Source organism: Streptomyces sp. NPDC050085, from assembly GCF_044460595.1.
Classification (GTDB): Bacteria; Actinomycetota; Actinomycetes; order Streptomycetales; family Streptomycetaceae; genus Streptomyces.
Window position 1 is genome coordinate 1,446,281 of record NZ_JBITJZ010000001.1, and the last position, 19,553, is coordinate 1,465,833.

Annotated in this window: 15 protein-coding genes; 8 read left to right on the plus strand and 7 right to left on the minus strand. The window is 71.4% G+C overall.

The genetic code is table 11. The annotated features are described in order from the left end of the window. A complete protein-coding gene (locus ACIBUY_RS06300) occupies nt 1–744 on the plus strand; it encodes a hypothetical protein (protein WP_399151936.1) in 744 nt (247 codons plus the stop codon). 13 nt (nt 745–757) lie between these two features. Here ACIBUY_RS06300 and ACIBUY_RS06305 read toward each other — a convergent pair whose 3' ends face one another. Beyond that, nucleotides 758–1,174, minus strand: a complete 417-nt coding sequence (locus ACIBUY_RS06305) for an NUDIX hydrolase (RefSeq protein ID WP_365566894.1) — start codon at nt 1,172–1,174, stop codon at nt 758–760. Nucleotides 1,175–1,256: 82 nt separating this feature from the next. After that, complete coding sequence (locus ACIBUY_RS06310) at nt 1,257–2,300, minus strand: rhamnogalacturonan acetylesterase (RefSeq protein WP_399151937.1); 1,044 nt, start codon at nt 2,298–2,300, stop codon at nt 1,257–1,259. Nucleotides 2,301–2,537: 237 nt separating this feature from the next. On the opposite strand from ACIBUY_RS06310, the gene ACIBUY_RS06315 reads away from it, so the two are divergent. Next, nucleotides 2,538–4,235 carry a rhamnogalacturonan lyase B N-terminal domain-containing protein gene (locus ACIBUY_RS06315; RefSeq protein ID WP_399151938.1) on the plus strand — a complete coding sequence of 566 codons (1,698 nt, stop codon included), beginning with the start codon at nt 2,538–2,540 and terminating at the stop codon, nt 4,233–4,235. Nucleotides 4,236–4,248: 13 nt separating this feature from the next. Here the strand turns inward: ACIBUY_RS06315 and ACIBUY_RS06320 are convergent, their stop codons facing one another. The 3 genes from ACIBUY_RS06320 to ACIBUY_RS06330 all read right to left on the minus strand — a co-directional run bounded on the left by ACIBUY_RS06320 (nt 4,249) and on the right by ACIBUY_RS06330 (nt 7,665). Then, complete coding sequence (locus ACIBUY_RS06320; RefSeq protein WP_399151939.1) at nt 4,249–5,667, minus strand: RICIN domain-containing protein; 1,419 nt, start codon at nt 5,665–5,667, stop codon at nt 4,249–4,251. A gap of 106 nt (nt 5,668–5,773) precedes the next feature. After that, complete coding sequence (locus tag ACIBUY_RS06325) at nt 5,774–6,775, minus strand: family 43 glycosylhydrolase (RefSeq protein ID WP_399151940.1); 1,002 nt, start codon at nt 6,773–6,775, stop codon at nt 5,774–5,776. A gap of 140 nt (nt 6,776–6,915) precedes the next feature. After that, a complete protein-coding gene (locus ACIBUY_RS06330; protein WP_399151941.1) occupies nt 6,916–7,665 on the minus strand; it encodes a TioE family transcriptional regulator in 750 nt (249 codons plus the stop codon). 68 nt (nt 7,666–7,733) lie between these two features. On the opposite strand from ACIBUY_RS06330, the gene ACIBUY_RS06335 reads away from it, so the two are divergent. The 3 genes from ACIBUY_RS06335 to mmuM all read left to right on the plus strand — a co-directional run bounded on the left by ACIBUY_RS06335 (nt 7,734) and on the right by mmuM (nt 10,598). Next, nucleotides 7,734–9,020 (plus strand): erythromycin esterase family protein, encoded by a 1,287-nt coding sequence (locus ACIBUY_RS06335; protein ID WP_399151942.1) that lies wholly within the window; start codon nt 7,734–7,736, stop codon nt 9,018–9,020. A gap of 49 nt (nt 9,021–9,069) precedes the next feature. Beyond that, nucleotides 9,070–9,597 (plus strand): hypothetical protein, encoded by a 528-nt coding sequence (locus ACIBUY_RS06340; RefSeq protein WP_399151943.1) that lies wholly within the window; start codon nt 9,070–9,072, stop codon nt 9,595–9,597. Nucleotides 9,598–9,674: 77 nt separating this feature from the next. Continuing rightward, nucleotides 9,675–10,598 carry a homocysteine S-methyltransferase gene (gene mmuM / locus ACIBUY_RS06345; RefSeq protein ID WP_399151944.1) on the plus strand — a complete coding sequence of 308 codons (924 nt, stop codon included), beginning with the start codon at nt 9,675–9,677 and terminating at the stop codon, nt 10,596–10,598. A gap of 69 nt (nt 10,599–10,667) precedes the next feature. Here mmuM and ACIBUY_RS06350 read toward each other — a convergent pair whose 3' ends face one another. Both ACIBUY_RS06350 and ACIBUY_RS06355 read right to left on the minus strand, forming a co-directional pair. Then, nucleotides 10,668–11,744 carry a LacI family DNA-binding transcriptional regulator gene (locus tag ACIBUY_RS06350; protein ID WP_365566903.1) on the minus strand — a complete coding sequence of 359 codons (1,077 nt, stop codon included), beginning with the start codon at nt 11,742–11,744 and terminating at the stop codon, nt 10,668–10,670. After that, nucleotides 11,741–16,120 carry a glycoside hydrolase gene (locus ACIBUY_RS06355; RefSeq protein ID WP_399151945.1) on the minus strand — a complete coding sequence of 1,460 codons (4,380 nt, stop codon included), beginning with the start codon at nt 16,118–16,120 and terminating at the stop codon, nt 11,741–11,743. Before ACIBUY_RS06355 ends, ACIBUY_RS06350 begins: the two co-directional genes overlap by 4 nt. 216 nt (nt 16,121–16,336) lie before the next feature. Here ACIBUY_RS06355 and ACIBUY_RS06360 point away from each other — a divergent pair, with 216 nt between their 5' ends. From ACIBUY_RS06360 to ACIBUY_RS06370, 3 genes are read left to right on the plus strand one after another with little or no spacing between them, the layout of a single operon-like run. Next, nucleotides 16,337–17,641: an ABC transporter substrate-binding protein gene (locus ACIBUY_RS06360; protein ID WP_399151946.1), complete on the plus strand. Its 1,305-nt coding sequence runs from the start codon at nt 16,337–16,339 to the stop codon at nt 17,639–17,641. A 4-nt stretch (nt 17,642–17,645) separates the two neighbouring features. After that, on the plus strand, nt 17,646–18,632 hold the full coding sequence (locus ACIBUY_RS06365) for a carbohydrate ABC transporter permease (protein WP_399151947.1): 987 nt from the start codon (nt 17,646–17,648) through the stop codon (nt 18,630–18,632). A 41-nt stretch (nt 18,633–18,673) separates the two neighbouring features. Further along, the gene (locus ACIBUY_RS06370; RefSeq protein ID WP_365567007.1) at nt 18,674–19,531 is read left to right on the plus strand and encodes a carbohydrate ABC transporter permease; all 858 of its coding nucleotides are present in this window, start codon (nt 18,674–18,676) and stop codon (nt 19,529–19,531) included. The last annotated feature ends 22 nt before the right edge of the window (nt 19,532–19,553 follow it).

The following is a 19,553-nucleotide window of genomic DNA, read 5'->3' on the forward strand; positions in this document are numbered from 1 at the left end:
ATGGGTGGTCGACAGGTGGCTTCGGCGCGGCGGCTGCTCGCCGACGCCCTGGACGTGACGGCGTCCGAGGCGGATCTCGGCAGGGCGGCGCACGACGTCGTCGCCCGCCTCGGCGCGCCGGACGCGCTGGCGGAACTGGTGCAGGACCTCGCCGCGGGCGGCGGCGACCCGGCGGGCTGCGCGGGGCTCTCGTACCGGCACGTCCTCGGCTTCGACAAGCTGCTGCTCGTCGACGGCGGCCCGCACCACATGCTGCGCGCCCACATCTGGCATCCGGGGGCGCACTCCCCCGAGGACATCCACAACCACCGCTCCCCGCTGGCCTCGCACATCGTGCGCGGATCGCTGCGGATGGAGCTGTACGCAGACGACGCGGACGACGCCGACGACGCGGGCGGCGGCGAGGAGGCGGCCCGCTACCAGGAGTCCCTGGCGCGGAACTCGGCCGACTGGCTGCTCGTCCCCGCGGGCCCGGCGCGCCTGCGCCTCACACAGGTCGCCGAGTACGCGGCGGGCAGCAGCTACGCGCTCCCGGCGCACACGCTGCACCGGGCGTGGAGCACGGCGGCGGGCCCGACGGTGACGCTGTTCCTGGAGACGGGGGCGCGGCGGCGCCGGCACACGGACGTGTTCCTCGGTGCGGACGCGGCGGAACACGCGCCGGCCGTGCCGAAGGCGCCGCTCGACGTGAAGGAGTACCTGGGTGAACTGGAGGCGCTGGCACGGATGTTGACCGAAGAATGACGCCTGCCGGGCATCAGAGGTACGGGAGCGCCTGCGTCACGATGTCGCGGTTGTAGTCGTCGATCTCGACCGTGTCGAGCTCGGTGGGCAGCAGCCACTTCGCGGCCTGGTCGCCGTGCGGCAGCACGATGTGCGTGCTGATGGGGCGCACCAGGTAGTTGTCCTGCCAGTTCTTGACCTCGCGGCCGCGGTACTCGCTGACGAAGGAGGACTCGCCGACCCGCATCTCCACGGAACCGAGCAGCCCGGTCTCTTCCTTCAGCTCCCGCAGCACCCCGTCCGACGGACTCTCGCCCGGCTCGAGCTTTCCGCAGGGCACGCCCCACACGCGGGGCAGGAAACGCTCGGTCTCACTGCGCCTGACCAGCAGAACGCGCCCGCCGAGCGCGACGACGGCCGCGGCGAGCCGGTTCTCCGGAGGGAAGTCCACGTGTCCAAGGTAGCGCGGGACACGCACGACGGCATCCGGACACAACGTGCCTTTCGCCACGGAGAGTTGACCGGCTTCCGGGTCAGCGGATCAACTTGCCCTTGACGAGGCCCTGTTCGCGGAGCGCGTCGCGGACGAACCCGGCGTACTCCGTGGCACCCCGCACGGAGGTGTGCGTGTTGTCCTTCTTCTCGTTGTAGAGGTAGAGGGCCTTGGAGCCCTCCACGCCCAGCTCCTCCACCCGGGCCTTCGTGCGGGCCGTCAGGTCGATCAGCGGTACGCCCTCGGTGGCGGCCAACTCCCGGATGACCGCGGGGTGGTTGACGCCCAGACCGTTGACGAGCAGGGCGGTGCCGTTGTTCAGGGTGCCGTCCGCGTTGAACCAGCGGCGCACGATCGGCGTGACCAGGACCGGGCGGCCGCCGCGTGCCCTGACCCGGTCGACCAGCGTCTTCAGGTTGGCGCGGTAGGTCGCCCCGTCGGTCGTCTTGTCGTTGTGGGCGAGCTGGATGAGGGCCAGGTCGCCGGGGTGGATCAGCGGCTCGACCGTCACGAAGAGCGCCGGGTTCTCCAGATACGTCACCGAACTCTCCCCGGAGTCCGCGTAGTTGGCGACGGAGACGCCCCGCTTGAGGAACTGCGGCAGCTCCTGGCCCCAGCCGGTGTACGGCTCGCCCGGCTGGTCGCAGACCGTGGAGTCGCCGATGAGGAACACCTGCGGGGTGCGGGCCCGCGCGGGGCTGACCTGAATCGATGCAAGCTCGGGGGCCGATCCGGCGAAGCTGAGGTCGAGCCCTTCGGTCCCCGCGGCGCCGGTCGGTTCGCCTTCCGGGGTGCGGACATTCACCGTGAAGGACCGCTGGACGGTGCGACCGGCGGGCGTCGCCGTCTCCACGAGCAGCGCACGCCGGGTCTCGCCGCTGACCGACGTGCTGCCGGCCGCGTCGCCGCCGAGCGCGACGCGTACGTCGTAGGTTCCGGGCGCCACGTCGAAGTGGCAGGTCACGGGCGCGGTTCCGGTGCAGTGTGCGAGCCCGTGCGGGGTGCGAGCGGCCTGCGCCGGGGTGGCGGCTCCGGCGGCTCCGGCGGCGGCGACAACGAGGGCCACGGCGGCGGCACGTCTCATGACGGGGTGCTCCTCAGGGTGGACGGCGGGGCGGGTGCGGTCGAGTGCGGTCGAGTGCACGCGACGGCGCAGGACCCTAGCCGAGCGGGCAAGCGCTTTCTAGTCCCCTTGCAACGATTCAAAGAAACGGGTGACATTCTTAAGTCGCTTTTGTTTCAAGGGGTTTCGCGAACGCCGTTCGACTGTCACGCTGCCGAGTCATCCGCACCTCCACCCCATCCTCAGGACGGCACCCCCATGCCCGAAAGCACCCCCAACCTCCTCAAGCGGCGCACGCTGCTCGCGGCGACGGCCGCCACCGCCGCGGTCGTGGGCCCGCTCTCCGCGACCGCAACGGCGTCTGCGTCGTCTGCGTCGTCTGCGTCGTCTGCGTTCGGCTACCGCGACGACGGCTCGAACTACGTCGTCGACACCGGCGCGAGCCTCGTCTTCAAGGTCAGCAAGACCAACGGCGACCTGACGTCCCTGGTCTACAAGGGCACCGAGTACCAGGGCTACGGCGGCAAGAACTCGCACGTCGAGTCGGGTCTCGGCACCTCCACCGTGACCATCGCCCAGTCCGGTTCGACGATCCTGATCTCGGTCGCGTACGGCACGCTGAAGCTGTACTACGCGGCCCGCAGCGGCGAGAACAACGTCTATGTGTGGACGAACAAGGCCGACACGTCGGTGAGCGCCACGCGCTACATCGTGCGCGTCAAGGCAGGCCTGTTCCTCAACGACGAGCCGGACTCCTACACGTACACGACGAGCACGATCGAGGCGTCGGACGTCTTCGCGAAGTCCGACGGCCAGACCCGCTCGAAGCACTACTCCAAGGTGCGCGTCATCGACTACGACTACGTGGGCTGGACGACGGGCAGCGTCGGCCTGTACGTGGTCCGTTCCAACCACGAGAAGGCGTCCGGCGGCCCCTTCTACCGCTCGCTGCTGCGCCACCAGAGCGCGGACGGCGGCGGCCTGTACGAGATCCTCTACTACGGCGAGAACCAGACGGAGGCCCAGCGCTTCGGCCTCCAGGGGCCGTACGTCATCGCGTTCACGGACGGCGGCGCGCCCTCGTCCGCCCTGTACCACGGGAACATCAGCACGCCCTGGGCGGACTCGCTCGGCATCTCCGGGTACGTCGCGGCCAGCGGCCGCGGCAGGGTCGCGGGCGTCGGCATCACGGGCCGCGACACGGCGTACGCGTACACGGTCGGGATCGCCAACTCGGCGGCCCAGTACTGGGGTTCGGCGCGCGCGTCGGACGGCTACTTCTCGATCCCGAACGCACTCCCCGGCACGTACGCGCTCACCGTCTTCAAGGGCGAACTCGCCGTCCACACCAGCTCGGTGACGGTCACGGCCGGCGCGACGACGACCCTGAACACGATCGCGATCCCGTCGACGAACGACCCCTCCAACGCGACGGCGATCTGGCGCATCAACAACTGGGACGGCACGCCCGGCGGCTTCAAGAACGCGGACCTGATGACGTACGCGCACCCGTCCGACGTGCGCGCCGCGTCCTGGACCGGCAACGTCGTCATCGGCAGCGGCACGGAGACGTCGGCCTTCCCGTGCTACCTCTGGAAGGACGTCAACAGCGGCATCACCGTCTACTTCAAGCTGACGGCAGCCCAGTCGGCGGCGGCGCACACGCTCCGCATAGGCGTGACGACCGCGTACGCGAACGGCCGGCCGCAGATCGTCGTGAACGACACCTACACCTCCGCGGTCCCGTCCCCACCGGCCCAGCCCAGCACACGCTCCCTGACGGTCGGCTCGTACCGGGGCAACAACTACACGTTCACGTACAGCATTCCGGCGTCCGCCTGGCAGACGGACGCCGGGACGTACAACACGCTGAAGATCTACGTGGCGAGCGGCTCGGGCACGACGTCGTACCTCAGCGCGGGGACGTCGATCGACGCGATCGATCTGCTCGCCTAGGTGTCGGCTCCCGTCAACTGCCGCGCGTCCACTGCTGATTGGCGCCACCGTTGCAGGCGTACGTGATGATCGCCGCGGAGTCGGCCGTGGACGCCCCGTTCACGTCGAGGCACTCGCCGGTGGTGCGGGCCTTGATGGTCCAGTAGCCGCCGGAGGCCGTGGCCGTCCACTGCTGGCCACTCGCGCCGGTGCAGTCCTCTTGGGTCACGTTCGTGGCGTTCTCCGTCAGACACAGGGAGCTGCCCCGGCCGACGAGTGCGTAGGAGCCGCCGCCGAGGTCCTTGAACCAGAACTTCTGGTTGGCGCCGCCGTTGCAGGTGTACTGGGTGACGGCGACGCCTTCGAGGAGCGACTGGTCGGGGACGTCGGCGCACTTGGCGCTGTGCCGGGCGACGAGCGTGCTGTACGTGGCAGTCGTCCCGGTGACGGTGCCCGCGGCCGTGTCCACGGTGATCTCCGGGGACCAACTCATGCTCATGGTCGTGGAGTTCGGGAAGGTCAACGGGAGCCAGACGTACCGCGAGCCGTTGACGTTGCTGCCGAAGGAGTTGCCCCACCGGTCACCCATGTAGAGGTAACCGGTCCCCGAACTCCCCTGCACGGGAAGGACGTACGCCGTCTGCGAGCCGTACGTCGTCGAGTCGCCGACGTTCCGCATGGCGCTCCACGGGCCCGCGAGGGAGGTCGCGGTGGCGTACTGCTGCTGGTTGGGGCTCCAGCCGGTGGCGCCGGAGGTGAGCATGAAGTAGACGCTGCCGCGCTTGAACAGGGCGGGGGCTTCGCGGTGGCCGCCGGGCCAGGGGTTGGCGACGAGGCTCGCGATGCCGGTGTAGTCGGCGGTGAGCCGGTAGAGGTGCAGGTCGTAGTTCTCGTTCGCGGCCGAGGCCATGTAGCCGGTGCCGTCGGTGTCCGTGAAGACGGTGATGTCACGGGACATGTGCTGGCCGAGCGGCCGGAAGCTGCCCTGGTAGGCGTAGGTGCCGTCGACCGTGTCGGAGACGGCGACGGCGGCGCGCGCCTCGCTGTAGTCGGTGGCGCTCTCCTTGTGCATCCACATCACGAACTTGCCGGTGGCCGCGTTGTACATGACCTTCGGGCGTTCGATGTTGGCGGAGGCGAGCTCGGCGGCGCTCGACCGGGTCAGGACGTGGTTTCTGAACTCCCAGTTCTTCAGGTCGGTGGAGCGGTACGCGTCCACGTACTGGAAGGTGTTGTCGTCGGCGCGGTGCTCGCCGAACCAGTAGTAGTAGCTGCCGACCTTGATGACTCCGCCGCCGTGCGCGTGCACGGGGTCTCCCGAAGTCGCCGTGAACTGCGTGCCGTTGGGGATCGTGAGGGGTGCCGCCTGGGCCGGGGCCGCGGTGAGGAACGCGGCGGCGAGGGCGCAGCACAGGGCGAGCAGCATCGCGTACGTACGTCGCGCGTGGCGCATGTCGGGCGCTCTCCTTCGGATGAGGGACTCACGTGAGGGACTCATGTGACGGACTCATGTGACGGACTCATGTGACGGACTCGAATACAGCGCTGTCGACTGTCGGTCATACGGCGCTGTCGGCGACCGGGACACCGAAGTCGGGGGTGCCGTCCTTGTGCCAGCCGAGCCGTTGGACGCGGGTGTGCCGGTTGGGGTCGTTCAGGGGGTCGCCCTCGATCTCCTTGTACGCGCGGGCGTGGTAGACGAGGACGTCGGTGCGGCCGTCCTCGGCGACGGTGAAGCAGTTGTGGCCCGGGCCGTACTGCCCGGTCGCGTCGCTGCTGGTGAAGACGGGCTCGGGGGACTTGGTCCAGGACGCCGGGTCCATGAGGTCGCTGTCGGCGTCCGCGGTGAGCAGGCCGAGGCAGTAGTGGTGGTCGGTGGCGCTGGCCGAGTAGGAGAGGAAGACGCGGCCGTGGCGGCGGATCACCGAAGGGCCCTCGTTGACCTTGTAGCCGATGCACTCCCAGTCGAACTCCGGCGTGGTGAGCCGGACTTGGGGACCGGTGAGGGTCCACGGGTTCGCCATCCGCGAGAGCCATACGGCCGTGTTGTTGTCCATGTCGGGCTCGTGCTGCGCCCAGGCGAGGTAGCGCGCGCCGCGGTGCGTGAAGGTGGTCGCGTCGAGCGAGAAGGTCTCCCAGGCGGTCCGGATCTGCCCCTTCTCCGCCCAGGTGCCCTTGAAGGGGTCGGGGTTGGTGTTCTCCAGAACCCATATCCGGATGTCCCACACGCTCTCTGCGGGCGCGGACGCGAAGTAGATGTACCAGGCGCCGTCGATGTGGTGGATCTCCGGCGCCCAGATGTGCGCGCCCATGGCTCCGGTGGCGTGCTTGCGCCAGATCACCGATTCGCCGGCGGTTCCGATGCCCTGCAGCGTGCGGGAGCGGCGCAGGATGATGCGGTCGTACTCGGGGGCCGTGGCGGTGAAGTAGTAGTGGCCGTCGGTGTGGCGGTGGATGTGCGGGTCGGCGCGCTGTTCGACGAGCGGGTTGCGGTACCGGGAGGCCGCGGCGTGGGCCGTGCCCGGCAGTGCGGCGAGCGCCCCGGCAGCGGCGGCGGTCATCAACAGGCTCCTGCGAGAGGGGGGTTGGAGCTCGGGGACGTGCATGCGGGTGGCCCTTCCTCGCGTTCCCTGCCGTTCGGTATGTCGTACGGCATCTGTCATGACGAACATCGAGAAGGTAAGGGCGTGGTACGGGGAGGTCAACGGGACGGGAGGGACCGCTTCCGCAGATACGCGTCCAGCTCGGCGGCGCCGCTCAGCATGGCCCGTGCGCGGGCGGCCAGTCGGGCGTGCCAGTCGTGCAGTGCGGCCTCCAGGGGTTCGAGGCCGCCGGCCGTGCGCACCTGGGTGAGCAGCGGGGCGATCTGCTCCAACAGGTAGCCCCCGCGCCGGAGTTGGTGGACGAGGCGGGCGTCGCGCACGGCGGCCTCGTCGTAGACGCGGTACCCGGTGCGCGGGTCGCGGCGCGGGAGGACCAGGCCCGCGGCCTCCCATTTGCGCAGCGTGGCGGGTTTGATGCCGAGGCTCTGCGCCAGGGGCCCGACGAACGTGCCGCCGGGTTCGCCGCGCTGCGGGGCGGGGGCCAGGTCACGCAGGGCGTTCTCCACGGCCCGGAGGGTGCGCCGGTCCTCGAGGAGCTGGGCGTGGCTCTCGTCGATGAGGCGGAACGCATCCTCGACCACGCCATCGGCCGCGCCCTCGTTCACGGCCCGCATGATCGCGGTCGCCGTCCGGTGACCGTGGCCGGGGACCAGCGCGAGGAAGGCGGTCAGGGCCTGCGCGTGCAGCGGCGTATAGGTGCGGTAGCCGTGGGGAGTGCGGTCGGCGGTGGGGAGGATGCCGGCCTCCTCGTAGTTCCTGACCGCCTGCGTGGAAAGACCGTGTGCCCGCGCCAGGTCCACCGGCCTGAGCCCGCCGACCCGCTCCCGGCTTTTAAGGTTTTTCCCCATAACCCCAAGGGTATCGCGTGACATCGCGGAGAAGTTTCCACCGAAAGTTCAACGATAGCGTTGAAGGCATGACTCCCGAGATGATCAACAAGATCAACGTGGCCAACAGGGCCAACAGGGCCAAGAGGAGCGACAGGGCCAACAGGAGCGACACCATCGCCATCCAGGACTCCGCCCGCGCGGTCTCGGCGGCCGCCGTCCTGCGGCTGCTCCCCGCCCGGCCCCGCCTGCTCGCCCTCGGCGAGCCCACGCACGGCGAGGACACGCTGCTCGACCTCCGCAACAAGGTCTTCCGCGAACTCGTCGAGGAGGAGGGCTACCGGACGATCGCGGTGGAGAGCGACTGCCTGAAGGGTCTCCTCGTGGACGACCACGTCACCTCGGGCGCGGGCACGCTCGACGAGGTCATGGAGCACGGCTTCAGCCACGGATGGGGCGCCTTCGCGGGCAACCGGGAGCTCGTGCGGTGGATGCGCGCGCACAACGCGGCCCGTCCCGCGTCCGAACACGTCCGCTTCGCCGGGTTCGACGGCCCCCTGGAGATCACCGGCGCCGAGAGCCCCCGGCACGCCCTCAGCGCCCTGTACGACCACCTCGCCGCCCACGTGGACGCGGACCTGCTCCCCTGCACCGCCCGGACGCTCGACAGCCTGCTCGGACCCGACGGCCGCTGGACCGAGTCCGCCGCGATGACGGACCCGGCGCGGTCGGTGGGCCGGTCGCCGCAGGCACGTGAACTGCGCCTGCTGGCCGACGACTTGACGACCCTGCTCGATACGCAATGGCCGCACCTGGTCGCGTCGGCCTCCCGGGACGAGCTCGACCGCGCGCGCCTGTACGCGCGTACCGCGAGCGGCCTGCTGCGCTACCACTCCGCCATGGCCGACCCCGCACCGAACCGCATGACGCACCTCGTCGCCCTGCGGGACCGGATGATGGCCGAGAACCTCCTCGCCGTCGCCGAACGCGACCCGGTCCTGGTGTACGCCCACAACTCCCACCTCCAGAGGGAGCCGAGCACGATGCGCATGTGGGACCAGCCCCTGGTGACGTGGTGGAGCGCGGGCGCGCTCGCGAGCGCCCGCCTGGGCGAGGCGTACGCCTTCGTGGCCACGGCCCTCGGCACGATCCGCCACCAGGGCGTGGACACTCCGCCGCCGGACACCCTCGAAGGCCACCTGTACGCACTCCCGCAGGACCCCTGCCTTCTCGACCCCGCCGACCTGGCCGCTTCCCTCGGCGACCCGCTGCCCGCGGCCCGGGTGTCCCCGTGGTTCGGCTACGCACCGTTCGACCCGGCCCAACTCGCGGGCAGCGACGGCCTGGTGTTCGTGCGGGACGTGGCGCGGAGCTAGTGCGCCCTCCGTGCATGGGCGGCCCATGGATCTGGGAAGACTGTTCGACATGGTCGACTCAGCTCTGTGGATCTCCTCCCTGACGGCGGGGACAGCCGTGCTCGCCAGTTGGGTGACGAGCCGCGGGACCGCCAGGGCGGCGCAGATACAAGCCGCCGCGACCGAGCGGACGCAGCGCGTGGTGCGGGTCAGCGAGGCGCGCCGTGCCGCCTATGTCAGCCTGATCGAACAGGCCCACAAAATGGCCGAGTTGTACTGGTCGGCCTCCGACATCTACGCGTCGGGCAGCCCGCGGGTCGAGCAGTTGCCGCAGCTGAAGGAGGTCCGGGCCTCGCTGCGGGAGGAGTACGGGAAGCTTCGGCACCACATCTGGGTCATCGCACTGGAAGGCCCCGACAACGTCGCCGCGGCGGCGGAGGCCCTGCGGCTCGCGACCCGGCCGCCCTACCGGGCCCTGGTGGCGTCGATCGACGGGGATCCGGACGCCGCCGACACGTTCGACGAGTGCTACGACCCGTTCTGGAACTCCGTCCTCAGCTTCGTCTCGGCCGCGCGAACCGCCGTTCATGGGGTGTGACGCGCCCGGCCTCCCCGGCAGGGCAAGCTTGGGCGCGAGGGACGTCCGTCCCCCGCGCTCACGAGAGGAACCACCCGATGACCCGGCACTCCCCCGCCCCGCTCGGCGGCGCCCTGGCCCGTGGTGCCCCCCTCGTCCTCGACGGCGGGATGTCGAACCAGCTGGAGGCCGCCGGGCACGATCTCGGGGACGAGCTGTGGTCCGCGCGGCTGCTCGCCGAGGAGCCGGGGGCCGTGGTCGCGGCGCATCGCGCGTACTACGAGGCGGGGGCGGACGTCGCCATCACCGCCAGCTACCAGGCGACGTTCGAGGGGTTCGGGAAGCGGGGCATCGGGCGCGAGCGCACCGCTGAACTCCTGGCGCTGAGCGTGGAGTTGGGGCGGGACGCGGCGCGGCAGGCGGGCGGTGGGCGGCCGTTGTGGGTGGCCGCTTCCGTCGGGCCGTACGGGGCCATGCTCGCGGACGGGTCCGAGTACCGGGGGCGGTACGGGCTGAGCGTCGACGCGTTGGAACGCTTCCACCGGCCGCGGCTCGAAGCGCTGGCCGCGGCCGGGCCCGACGTACTCGCCCTGGAGACCGTGCCCGACGCCGACGAGGCGCGGGCGCTGCTGAGGGCGGTGCGCGGACTCGGCGTTCCGGCGTGGCTGTCGTTCAGCGCCGAGGGGAAGCGGACGCGGGCCGGGCAGCCGCTGGAGGAGGCGTTCGCCCTCGCCGCGGACGCCGACGAGGTGATCGCGGTCGGCGTCAACTGCTGTGCGCCGCAAGACGTGTTGTCCGCGGTCGAGACGGCGGCGCGGGTCACCGGCAAGCCCGTCGTGGCCTATCCGAACAGCGGGGAGGAGTGGGACGCCGGGGCACGCGCCTGGCGGGGGCGCTCCACGTTCACCCCGGAGCAGGTGACCGCGTGGCAGCGGGCCGGGGCACGGCTCATCGGGGGCTGCTGCCGGGTCGGTCCGAAGGCGGTGGCGGACATCGCGGCGGCCGTACGGGCAGGCACCTGAAGCCCTTCGGTCACCGTGGCGCTCAGGCCGGCTCAGGTCGGGCCCAGGCGCCCCGCACAGACAGGCCTGTCACTGCCCCCGCGGCGGCGGCCCCGTGCTCTCCCGTGGTTCCAGGTGCGGGAGTTCGGCCTGGAGGCTGCGGACCGGGCCGCCGTCGAGGCGGTCGAGGAGTTCCTGCGCGGCGAGGCGGCCGAAGCCCGAGGTGTCGCGGACCAGCGCGGTCAGCGGCGGGTGCATGAGGCGGCACAGGGCCGAGTCGTCCCAGGCGACGAGCGAGAGGTCCCGCGGCACCTGGATGCCGCGCTCGGCGGCGACGGAGGCGCCCGCGACGGCCATCACGTCGTTGTCGAACACGATGGCCGTCGGCGGGTGCTCCCCGTCGAGGATGCGCCGGGTCGCCTCGGCCCCCTCCGCGTCGGAGTAGTCGGTGGTCACCGAGCGGACGTCGGTGAGGCCGAGCCGCCCGGCCTCGGTGCGCAGGGAGCGGATGCGGCGCTCTGTGTGGGCGAGCCCCGGCAGGCCCGCGACGTGGACGATGCGGCGGTGGCCGAGGCCGTGCAGGTGCGCGAGGACGGACGCCATCGCGGCCGAGTCGTCGGCCCACACGGTCGACACGTGCGGGGCGTCGGCGCCGAGGGCCGGTGCGCCGATGGCGACGGTGGGCAGGCCGAGTCCGCCGAGGAGTTCGGGCCGCGGGTCGTCGGTGCGGGGGTCGACGACGAGGAGTCCGTCGACGCGGTTCTCGGCCCACCAGCGCCGGTACACGTCGCACTCGGCGTCGATGTCCTCGACGACCTGGAACAGCAGGGCCACCTTGCGGGCGGCGAGCACTTCCTGGACGCCGGAGACGAGCTGGAGGAAGAACGACTCGACGCCGAGGGTGTGCGCGGGCCGCGCGAGGACCAGGCCGACGCAGCCGGAGCGCTCGCCGGACAGGGCGCGGGCGGCGCTGTTGGGCTGCCAGCCCAGCTCCCTGGCGACGCGGTGCACGCGGTCGCGGGTGCCCTCGGAGACGCCGGGCCTGCCGTTGAGGGCGAAGGAGACGGCGCTCTCCGACACCCCCGCTCTGCGGGCGATGTCCTTGATCGTGGGCCGGCGGGCGGGAGTCGTCCGCGCGCCGTCGCCCTGCGGTGGCCGGAGTGTCATCGTGAGGTCCCCTCGTGAACTGCGTGCGGTGCGGCGCCGCCCCTGACGGTGACGGCGACGGCTGGCCCGTAGGCGATACGCCCCTGGCACACGGCCTTGATCACCATCCAGTAGACACCGGGCGGGGTGTCCGCCGGGGGCTTGACGCCGAACACGATCTCCGTCTCGCCACGGGCCGGTACCCGCAGCGGGACGGCCCGCTGATCCGTCATCCCCCAACTGCCGTACGGGGAGGCGACGACGGCCTCGCCGTGCAGGGAGCTGTGCAGAGTGTTGCGCACGCGGGCCCGCACCTCGGCGGCGCCCCCGGCCGTCACCCGTACGTCCGTGGTGACGAGGTCGACGGACAGTCCGGGCGGCGGTTCCTCGGCGCCGGGCACGGTCACGGTGAGGCAGTCCTCGATCGGCCCCGCGGCGACCTTGACGAGATGGTCGCCGGGCGCCGCGTGCCCGGGGACGTCGACGACGAGCGGCAGGCGGACGTGCCCGCCGTCCGCGAGCCGCACCACGTCCTCGGTCCAGGAGACGCCCCACCCCTCGGGCGGCGTCACGGTGAGGGCGTGCTCGGTGGCGCCCGGCCCGGCAGGCACGTTGGAGGTCAGCACGGCCACGGTGTGCAGCGGCCCCGGTGGCCCGGCGGTGAGCGCCGCCGGGGTCACCGTCAGGGAGTGCGGGGCGCCGCCGAGCGGGGCGGTGCCGGTGTTGTGCAGCCAGTAGCGGCTGAATCCCGGCCGTACCTGCTCGGACCGCTCCTGCGTGTCCGGCAGCGGATCCGTCTCCAGGCGGACGGTGGTGTACGCGTTCGGGCGCAGCGCCAGTGGCCGCGGGTCGGGCCGTTCGGCGTCCAGCAGGTCGGCGGCGGTGACGCCGTGCACGGGCACGGCGGTGACGACCGCGGCTTCCGCGCCACGCCCGTGGGTCTCGCTCAACCGCACGGACAGCGCCTGCCCGTCGGCGCGCTGCACGGTCTCGACGAGGACCCGGTCCGCGGGTTCGACGCTCAGCAGGCTGCGGGTGCCGGGCGCCGAACCCGCGTGCGGAGTACCGGTCACGGCGGTCAGCGGCTGGTTGAACTCCCGTCCCCTGCGCACGAGATCGGCCGCGCGCCAGTCGCCGGGCGAGGCGACGAGGGCGTGCTCGAACACATGGGTCCAGTGCTGCAGTTGGAAGGAGCTCCCGTCGGGCGCGGTGCGCCGCGGCGGGTCCATCCACTCCCCCGACGGGCGCCCGGTGCACGACCGCATCAGCGAACTGTGCAGCCGCCCTCGGGTGTCGACGGCGAACCCGGGGGTGCCGCGCACGAGCAGCGCGATGGTCCGGTCCTCGAAGGGCTCCGCCGCGCAGGCCCGGGGCGCCGGGTCGAGGGCGTCGACGCGCCCGTCCCGTACGACGGCGGCGGCGAGCGCGGCCACGCCGGCCGGCAGGTCGGCACCGGTGACGACGGCCACCGGCAGGTCGCGGGCGCCGGTCAGGTCGCACCCCGGCTGCCACACCTCGCGCAGCCCGGCCCGCGCGGGCACCCACACGACGGGGGTACGCGCGGCGCGTACGGCTTCGGCGTACGCGGGACCGGCGTCGGCGAGCACCGCGGCCGTGAAGGAGTTGGCGTCGGGCCCGCCGAGGGCGATCCGGAAGTCGGGCAGGCTGCTGTCGACGGCGAGGTCGCCCCAGCGGGGGCCGCGGGCCCGGGTGGGTGTGCTGGTGACGCCGCGGTGGACGAGGGCGGTGACGAGGTCGCGCAGCGGGTCGCCGGTGCCGCTGTCGTCGGGGACTCCGTACCCGGGCAGCCCGGCGTCGGGCAGGACGATCTCCCCCGCCCCCAGGGCCCGTTCGCCCGCCGCGGCTCCGTCGGGGCCGGTCAGGGCGGCGCGGAGCGTCGAGGACAGGGCGAACCAGTTCAGGCACGGGGTGTCGAGGGTCCAGGGTGCCCTCGTGTGGTCGGTGCCGGTGTCCGTGTCGGGGAAGGCGAAACCGCGGGCCACCGGGGCGGTCGCGGTCTGGGCGACGGGCAGGGCGCCGGGCACGTTCGCCGGGACGCGCAGGCGCAGGAGCTGGTCGCTGCCGGTGAACTCGTCGATGCGGGTGGTCAGTTCGACGCGGTCGAGGCCGTGCCAGAGCGTGGTCGTGCGGGTCCAGCGGGCCGGGCCGGTGCGGCCGGTGGCGATGATCCGGGCGCCGAGCGGACCCTGTTCGACGCGGAAGCCGTCGGCGGGCGCGGCGCCCGAACCGGTGCCGGGGCCCTTGGGCAGCAGGTGCCAGGGACCCTCCTCGAAGAAGGGGTGCGCCGCGTACTCGTCCTGCACGACGAGCTCGTCCACCTCGCCCGGCGTGAGCAGCTCCTGTCCCGTACGCAGATCGGTGACGCGGCACAGACCGCCGCCGCGCGCGGGGTCGGCCTCGACCCTCAACAGCCCGTTGGCCAGGGCCGGTTCGGCGGCGTCACGCGGTTCCCAGCCGCCGGAGAGAGGCGCGTCGGCCTCCACCAGCCACCATGTGCGGTGCCCGAGCGGCGGGACGTCGGCGGCGAGGAAGGCGAGGTGCAGGGTGCCGTCCGGCTCGGCGTGCTCCACGAGGACCGGCGAGAGAACCGGTGCGTCGCCGCCCGTCTCGTCCCGTACGGCGATGCGCGTGACGTCCGTGACGCCGAGGGCCTGCCGTGAGACCCGGGTGCGCACGACGTCCGTCCGCGTCCACGACACGGGGTTGAAGACCGTGACGGCGACCGCCGCGGGCCCCCTGGTGTCGGCCACCGAGGTGAGCGCGGCCAACGCCGACTCCCGTACGTCTGCGGCCAGTTGGTGCGCCTCGCGCCAGGTCGGCAGCAGGTCCAGGTACACCTGGTCGGAGAACGTGCCGGTGACCCCGTCGTGGTGCGCGGCGTGCAGCAGGTGCCGCCAGGCCTTGTCCAGGGCGTCGCCCGGATGCGCCACGAGTCCCAGGCCGTGGGCGAGGGCGGCGAAGGTCTCCGCTTCCTGGACCAGGTTCTCGGCGGCCCGGTGCGCCTGCTTCACGTCGGCGTACGTCACGTCCTTGCCGGTGTAGACCGGGCCCATCTCCCGGGTGACGGGCAGCGGCCGCTCGCCGCGCGCGGCCAGCTCGGCGCGCACGGCGGCGAAGTGCTCGCGCGGCCCGGAGTGTTCCATGCGGGGCCAGGTGTAGCGCCGGTTCCAGGCGTGCTGGACGTCGAGGGCCCACGGGTGCGGCCAGGAGAAGTCGGTGCCCATGGGGATCAGGACGTTGCGCGTGGCGGCGCCCTGGCGGAGCAACTCATAGAGGGAGAGCAGCTGTTCGGCGGCGGCCTGCGCGGACGGCGCCTGGTGGGAGAACCAGCCGGCCGAGTAGTGCGCGGGCAGATAGTGCAGCAGCAGGCCCGTCCCGTCCGGGCCCAACCAGTCGTATTCGGCGGGGAGTTGCATGGCCGTCGGCGGGCGCAGGGCGGCGCCCCAGGTGTCCATCATCGGGCCCCACTGGTGGTGCGGGCCGCGCGCGAGCACCGCCGAGTCGAGCCCCGCGCCCCGCATCAGCGCGGGGAACGCGGGGTCGTGCCCGAACACGTCCAGCTGCCAGGCGGTGCGCGGCTGCGCCCCGAGGACCCCGCGGTGGAAGCCGAGCCCGTGCACGGCGCTGCGCACGGTCGTCTCGGCGGAGGTCAGGTTGGTGGAGGGTTCGTTGTAGGTGCCGCCGACGATCTCCAGACGGCCCTCGGCGATCAACTGCCGTATCTCGTCGCGGTGTTCGGGGTGCGTGTCCCAGAAGGGCTTCAGATAGTCGAGTTCGGAGAGGACGAAGCGGTACGCCGGGTCGTCGTGCGCCTGTTGCAGGTGCAGCGGGACGAGCGTGAAGGCGGGGACGCCGGTGTACTCCCAGCCCTTCGCCGGCTCGCCCGGCCGCGCCGGGGTGTCCCACAGGGCGGTGTAGGCGGCCTGCGTGTTCCACCACATGGGGTCGTAGTGGAAGTGCGGGACGAGGCGCACGGTCCAGCCGGGTTCGGCGACGGTGAGCGTGAAGTCGCAGGTGGACAGCGGGCGGCCGTCCGGCGTCGCGATCACGGCCCGGGCCGGCAGCCGCGCGCCCGGCGCCGCGCCGCGTACGCGCACCGCCGCTTCGACGACGGACTCGAGCGCCGACTCCCGCTGTCCGCCCGGGAGTTCGGCCCTGGCGTCGACTCCGGCGTACGCCTCGACGGTGTCGGCGCGCACCAGCCGGGGCCGCGGGGTGGCGAGCGAAGGACCGGTGACGAAGAGCGTGAACGGGCCGACCGGGCGGGTGCGGCGCACCGTCACGCGGACGACCTGCAGCGGGTCGTCCGCCGGCCCCGTGAAGAGGGCGGGCGTGGTGACGCCGACGGCCCGTATGCCGGAATCCTGCACGTCCACAGCACTGTCCATTCTGTGCGACCGACCCTGCACTAAAGCGCAATAGTACGCACAGCTTTACGGGCGGTCTCGATGCCTGTCAAACCCCTCACCTGGGCCGGGAGTTCCGCTCTGACCTGCTGCAACATCAAAGTTTCACCGAACCATTGACACGAACTAAAACGCATTAGTACCGTCAGCGCCGCAATATTCGGTCCGCGCAAAGGAGCCCCGGCCATGCGAATATCTCGCCCTGCCCGTCGTAGAGCCACCATCACCGCGCTCGCGGTCAGTTCGGCCCTCGTCATGACGGCCTGCGGGGGATCGGACTCGGGCTCCGGCAGCGGCGACGCGTCCGGCAAGGTCGAGGGCACGGTCACGTTCCAGACCTGGAACCTGAAGACCAACTTCAAGGGCTACTTCGACGGCGTCATCGCGTCCTTCGAGAAGAAGTACCCGGACGTCAAGGTCAAGTGGGTCGACCAGCCGGCCGAGGGCTACGCGGACAAGCTCAGCGCGCAGGCCGCGGGCAACACCCTGCCCGACGTCGTGAACGTCTCGCCCGACCTCGCGACCCCGCTCGCCAAGGCCGGACTCGCGCTCAACCTCGACGAGGCCGCCGCGAAGTACAAGGGCGAGTACCTCGACGGCGCCTGGAAGAGCCACGCGATGCCGGGCAAGGAGGGCACGTACGCCTTCCCGTGGTACCTGAACACGGGCCCGATGTTCTACAACAAGAAGCTCTTCAAGGACGCGGGGCTCGACGCGGAGAAGCCGCCGACGACGTACGACCAGCTGTTCAAGGACTCGCTGCAGATGGCGAAGAACAGCAACGGCAGGATAGCGATGCTGGCGAACGCGCCGGCCGTCGAGGACTTCGGCCGCTACGGCGTGAAGCTGATGAACGACGACATGTCGAAGTTCACCTTCAACGAGTCCAAGGGCGTCGAACTCGTCGAGAAGTACAAGGAGTTGTACGACGCGAAGGCGCTCGACTCGCAGGCGCTGACCTCGGTCGCCGAGTCCGCGGGCCGCAAGTTCCAGCAGCAGTCGATCGCCATGAACCCGGGCGGCGCGGGCGACCTGGCGAAGTACAAGAAGGAAGCACCGAGCCTCTACAAGAACATCGGCATCACGCCCGCGGTGAACAACACGGGCAAGGACAACATGTACGTCCAGGGCCTGATGGTGAACGCGCAGTCCAAGGTCAAGCCCGCCGCGGTGGCGCTCGCGCACTGGGTGACGGACGCCGAGAACCAGATGAAGTTCGCCCACGAGGTCGCGATCTTCCCCTCGACCAAGGGCAGCCTCGACGACACGTACTTCACCGAGGACGGCGGCACCGACGAGGGCCGCGTCCGCGTCGCCGCCGCGAAGGCGCTGAAGACGGCGGTGAACTACACCCCGGCGGTCTTCACCGAGCAGATGAAGACGGTCCTGAAGAACGAGGTCGCGAAGGCGATGCAGGGCAAGAAGTCCGCCAAGCAGGCCATGGACGACGCCGTCGCCGAGTGCGACAAGCTGCTGCAGCAGGCCGGCTGACCTGATGTCGGCAACGTCGAGGGCGGGGAGCGGTGACGTGGTCGCCGCCTCCCCGGCCACACCCCGCAAGGATCACGACCGCCGAGGCGCCCGCACCTCCACCGGCGGGCGGCGCAAGGGGATCAGGACCCATCTGCCCGCCACGCCCTGGCTGTTCCTGCTGCCCGGGCTGCTGGTCAACGGCGCCTTCGTGCTCTACCCGTTCCTCACGACGGTGACGAACTCGTTCACCGACCGGCGCACGCTCATCGGCGGCGACTGGATCGGCGGCGCGAACTACCAGGAGCTGTTCCACGACGAGCGGTTCTGGACGGCGCTGCGCAACAGCGTCCTCTACATGGTCGGCGTCGTGCCGCTCCTGGTGATCCTGCCGCTGCTGCTCGCGATCCTGGTGCAGCGGTACCTGCCCGGCATCACGTTCTTCCGCTCGGCGTTCTACACGCCCGTCGTCGCCTCCGTCGTCGTGGTCGGCCTGATCTGGGTGTGGATGCTCGACGACCGCGGCCTGGTCAACGCGGTGCTCGGCGCCCTCGGCATCGGGCCCGTGCACTTCCTGAGCGACCAGTGGCTGCTGCTGATCAGCGCGATGCTGGTGACGGTCTGGAAGGGCCTCGGCTACTACATGATCGTTTACATGGCCGCGCTCGGGAACGTGCCGCGCGAGCTGCACGAGGCCGCCGCCGTGGACGGTGCGGGCGCGGTGCGCCGGTTCCTGACCGTCACCGTGCCGGCCGTGCGCCCCACCATGGTGCTGGTCGCCGCGCTCTCCTCCGTCAACGCCTTCAAGGTGTTCTCCGAGGTCTATCTGATGGCGGGCCCCACCGGCGGCCCGGGCGGCGAGGACACCACGCTCGTCATGCTGATCCAGCAGGTCGGCACGGGCCTTTCGGGCCGCGTCGGGTACGCCTCGGCGATCTCGGTGGTCGTCTTCGTGATCACCCTCGTGCTGATGCTGCTCGTGCTGCGGGCCGATCGAAAGGAAGACGCGTGAGCACCGAGTCACCCGCCGAGCCCCGCACCAAGAGCTCCCGGATCAGCGAGAGGTTCGTCGCCGACGGCGGACGGCGCCCGCCCGGCTGGCAGCTCGTGCTCCGCTACCTGCTGCTGCTCGCGGTGTTCGCCGTGCTCGTCGGCCCGTTCCTGTGGCAGCTGTCGACGTCGCTGAAGGGCAGCGGCGAGGACATCTACACGTATCCGCCGAAGCTGCTGCCGTCGCACCCGACGCTGCACAACTTCGAGAAGGTCGCCGACCTCATCCCCGTCTGGGACTTCGCGCTCAACTCGCTCAAGGTCGCGGTCGCCAACGTCCTCACCAACTGCGTGGGCGCGGCGCTCGCCGGATATGCCCTGGCGCGCCTCCGCTTCGGCGGGCGCAAGCTGACCGCCGTCGCCTTCGTGATGGCGATGCTGGTGCCGGTCGAGTCGATCATCATCGCGCAGTTCCTGACGATGCGGGACCTGGAGCTCAACAACACCCTGATCGCCGTGGTGCTGCCGGGCTGCGTCGGCGCCCTGAACGTGCTGCTGATGCGCAACGCCTTCGCCAACCTCCCGTACGAGATCGAGGAGGCGGCCTACTGCGACGGCGCCAACGCCTGGCAGCGCTTCACCCGGATCGCACTGCCCGCGGTCAAGGGCACCCTCGCGGTCGTCGCGATCTTCTCCTTCATGGGGGCGTGGGACGACTTCCTGTGGCCGCTGATCGTCCTGAGCGACCAGTCGAACTTCACGCTCACCATCGGCCTGAACTACCTGCACGGCACCTTCGCCAACGACCAGCGCCTGGTCGCCGCCGGCACCGTCATCGCCGTGGCGCCGCTGATCGTGCTGTTCGCGTGCCTGCAGCGCTACTTCTTCCGCGGGGTCGGCGAGGGCGCGGTCAAGGGCTGAGCCCGTACCGCACCCGGTTCAC

Coding starts and splice junctions, on each gene's coding strand:
- ACIBUY_RS06300 (WP_399151936.1), top strand. CDS start 1: ATGGGTGGTCGACAGGTGGCTTCGGCGCGGCGGCTGCTCGCCGACGCC.
- ACIBUY_RS06310 (WP_399151937.1), bottom strand. CDS start 2,300: ATGAGACGTGCCGCCGCCGTGGCCCTCGTTGTCGCCGCCGCCGGAGCC.
- ACIBUY_RS06315 (WP_399151938.1), top strand. CDS start 2,538: ATGCCCGAAAGCACCCCCAACCTCCTCAAGCGGCGCACGCTGCTCGCG.
- ACIBUY_RS06320 (WP_399151939.1), bottom strand. CDS start 5,667: ATGCGCCACGCGCGACGTACGTACGCGATGCTGCTCGCCCTGTGCTGC.
- ACIBUY_RS06325 (WP_399151940.1), bottom strand. CDS start 6,775: ATGACCGCCGCCGCTGCCGGGGCGCTCGCCGCACTGCCGGGCACGGCC.
- ACIBUY_RS06330 (WP_399151941.1), bottom strand. CDS start 7,665: ATGGGGAAAAACCTTAAAAGCCGGGAGCGGGTCGGCGGGCTCAGGCCG.
- ACIBUY_RS06335 (WP_399151942.1), top strand. CDS start 7,734: ATGACTCCCGAGATGATCAACAAGATCAACGTGGCCAACAGGGCCAAC.
- ACIBUY_RS06340 (WP_399151943.1), top strand. CDS start 9,070: ATGGTCGACTCAGCTCTGTGGATCTCCTCCCTGACGGCGGGGACAGCC.
- mmuM (WP_399151944.1), top strand. CDS start 9,675: ATGACCCGGCACTCCCCCGCCCCGCTCGGCGGCGCCCTGGCCCGTGGT.
- ACIBUY_RS06350 (WP_365566903.1), bottom strand. CDS start 11,744: ATGACACTCCGGCCACCGCAGGGCGACGGCGCGCGGACGACTCCCGCC.
- ACIBUY_RS06360 (WP_399151946.1), top strand. CDS start 16,337: ATGCGAATATCTCGCCCTGCCCGTCGTAGAGCCACCATCACCGCGCTC.
- ACIBUY_RS06365 (WP_399151947.1), top strand. CDS start 17,646: ATGTCGGCAACGTCGAGGGCGGGGAGCGGTGACGTGGTCGCCGCCTCC.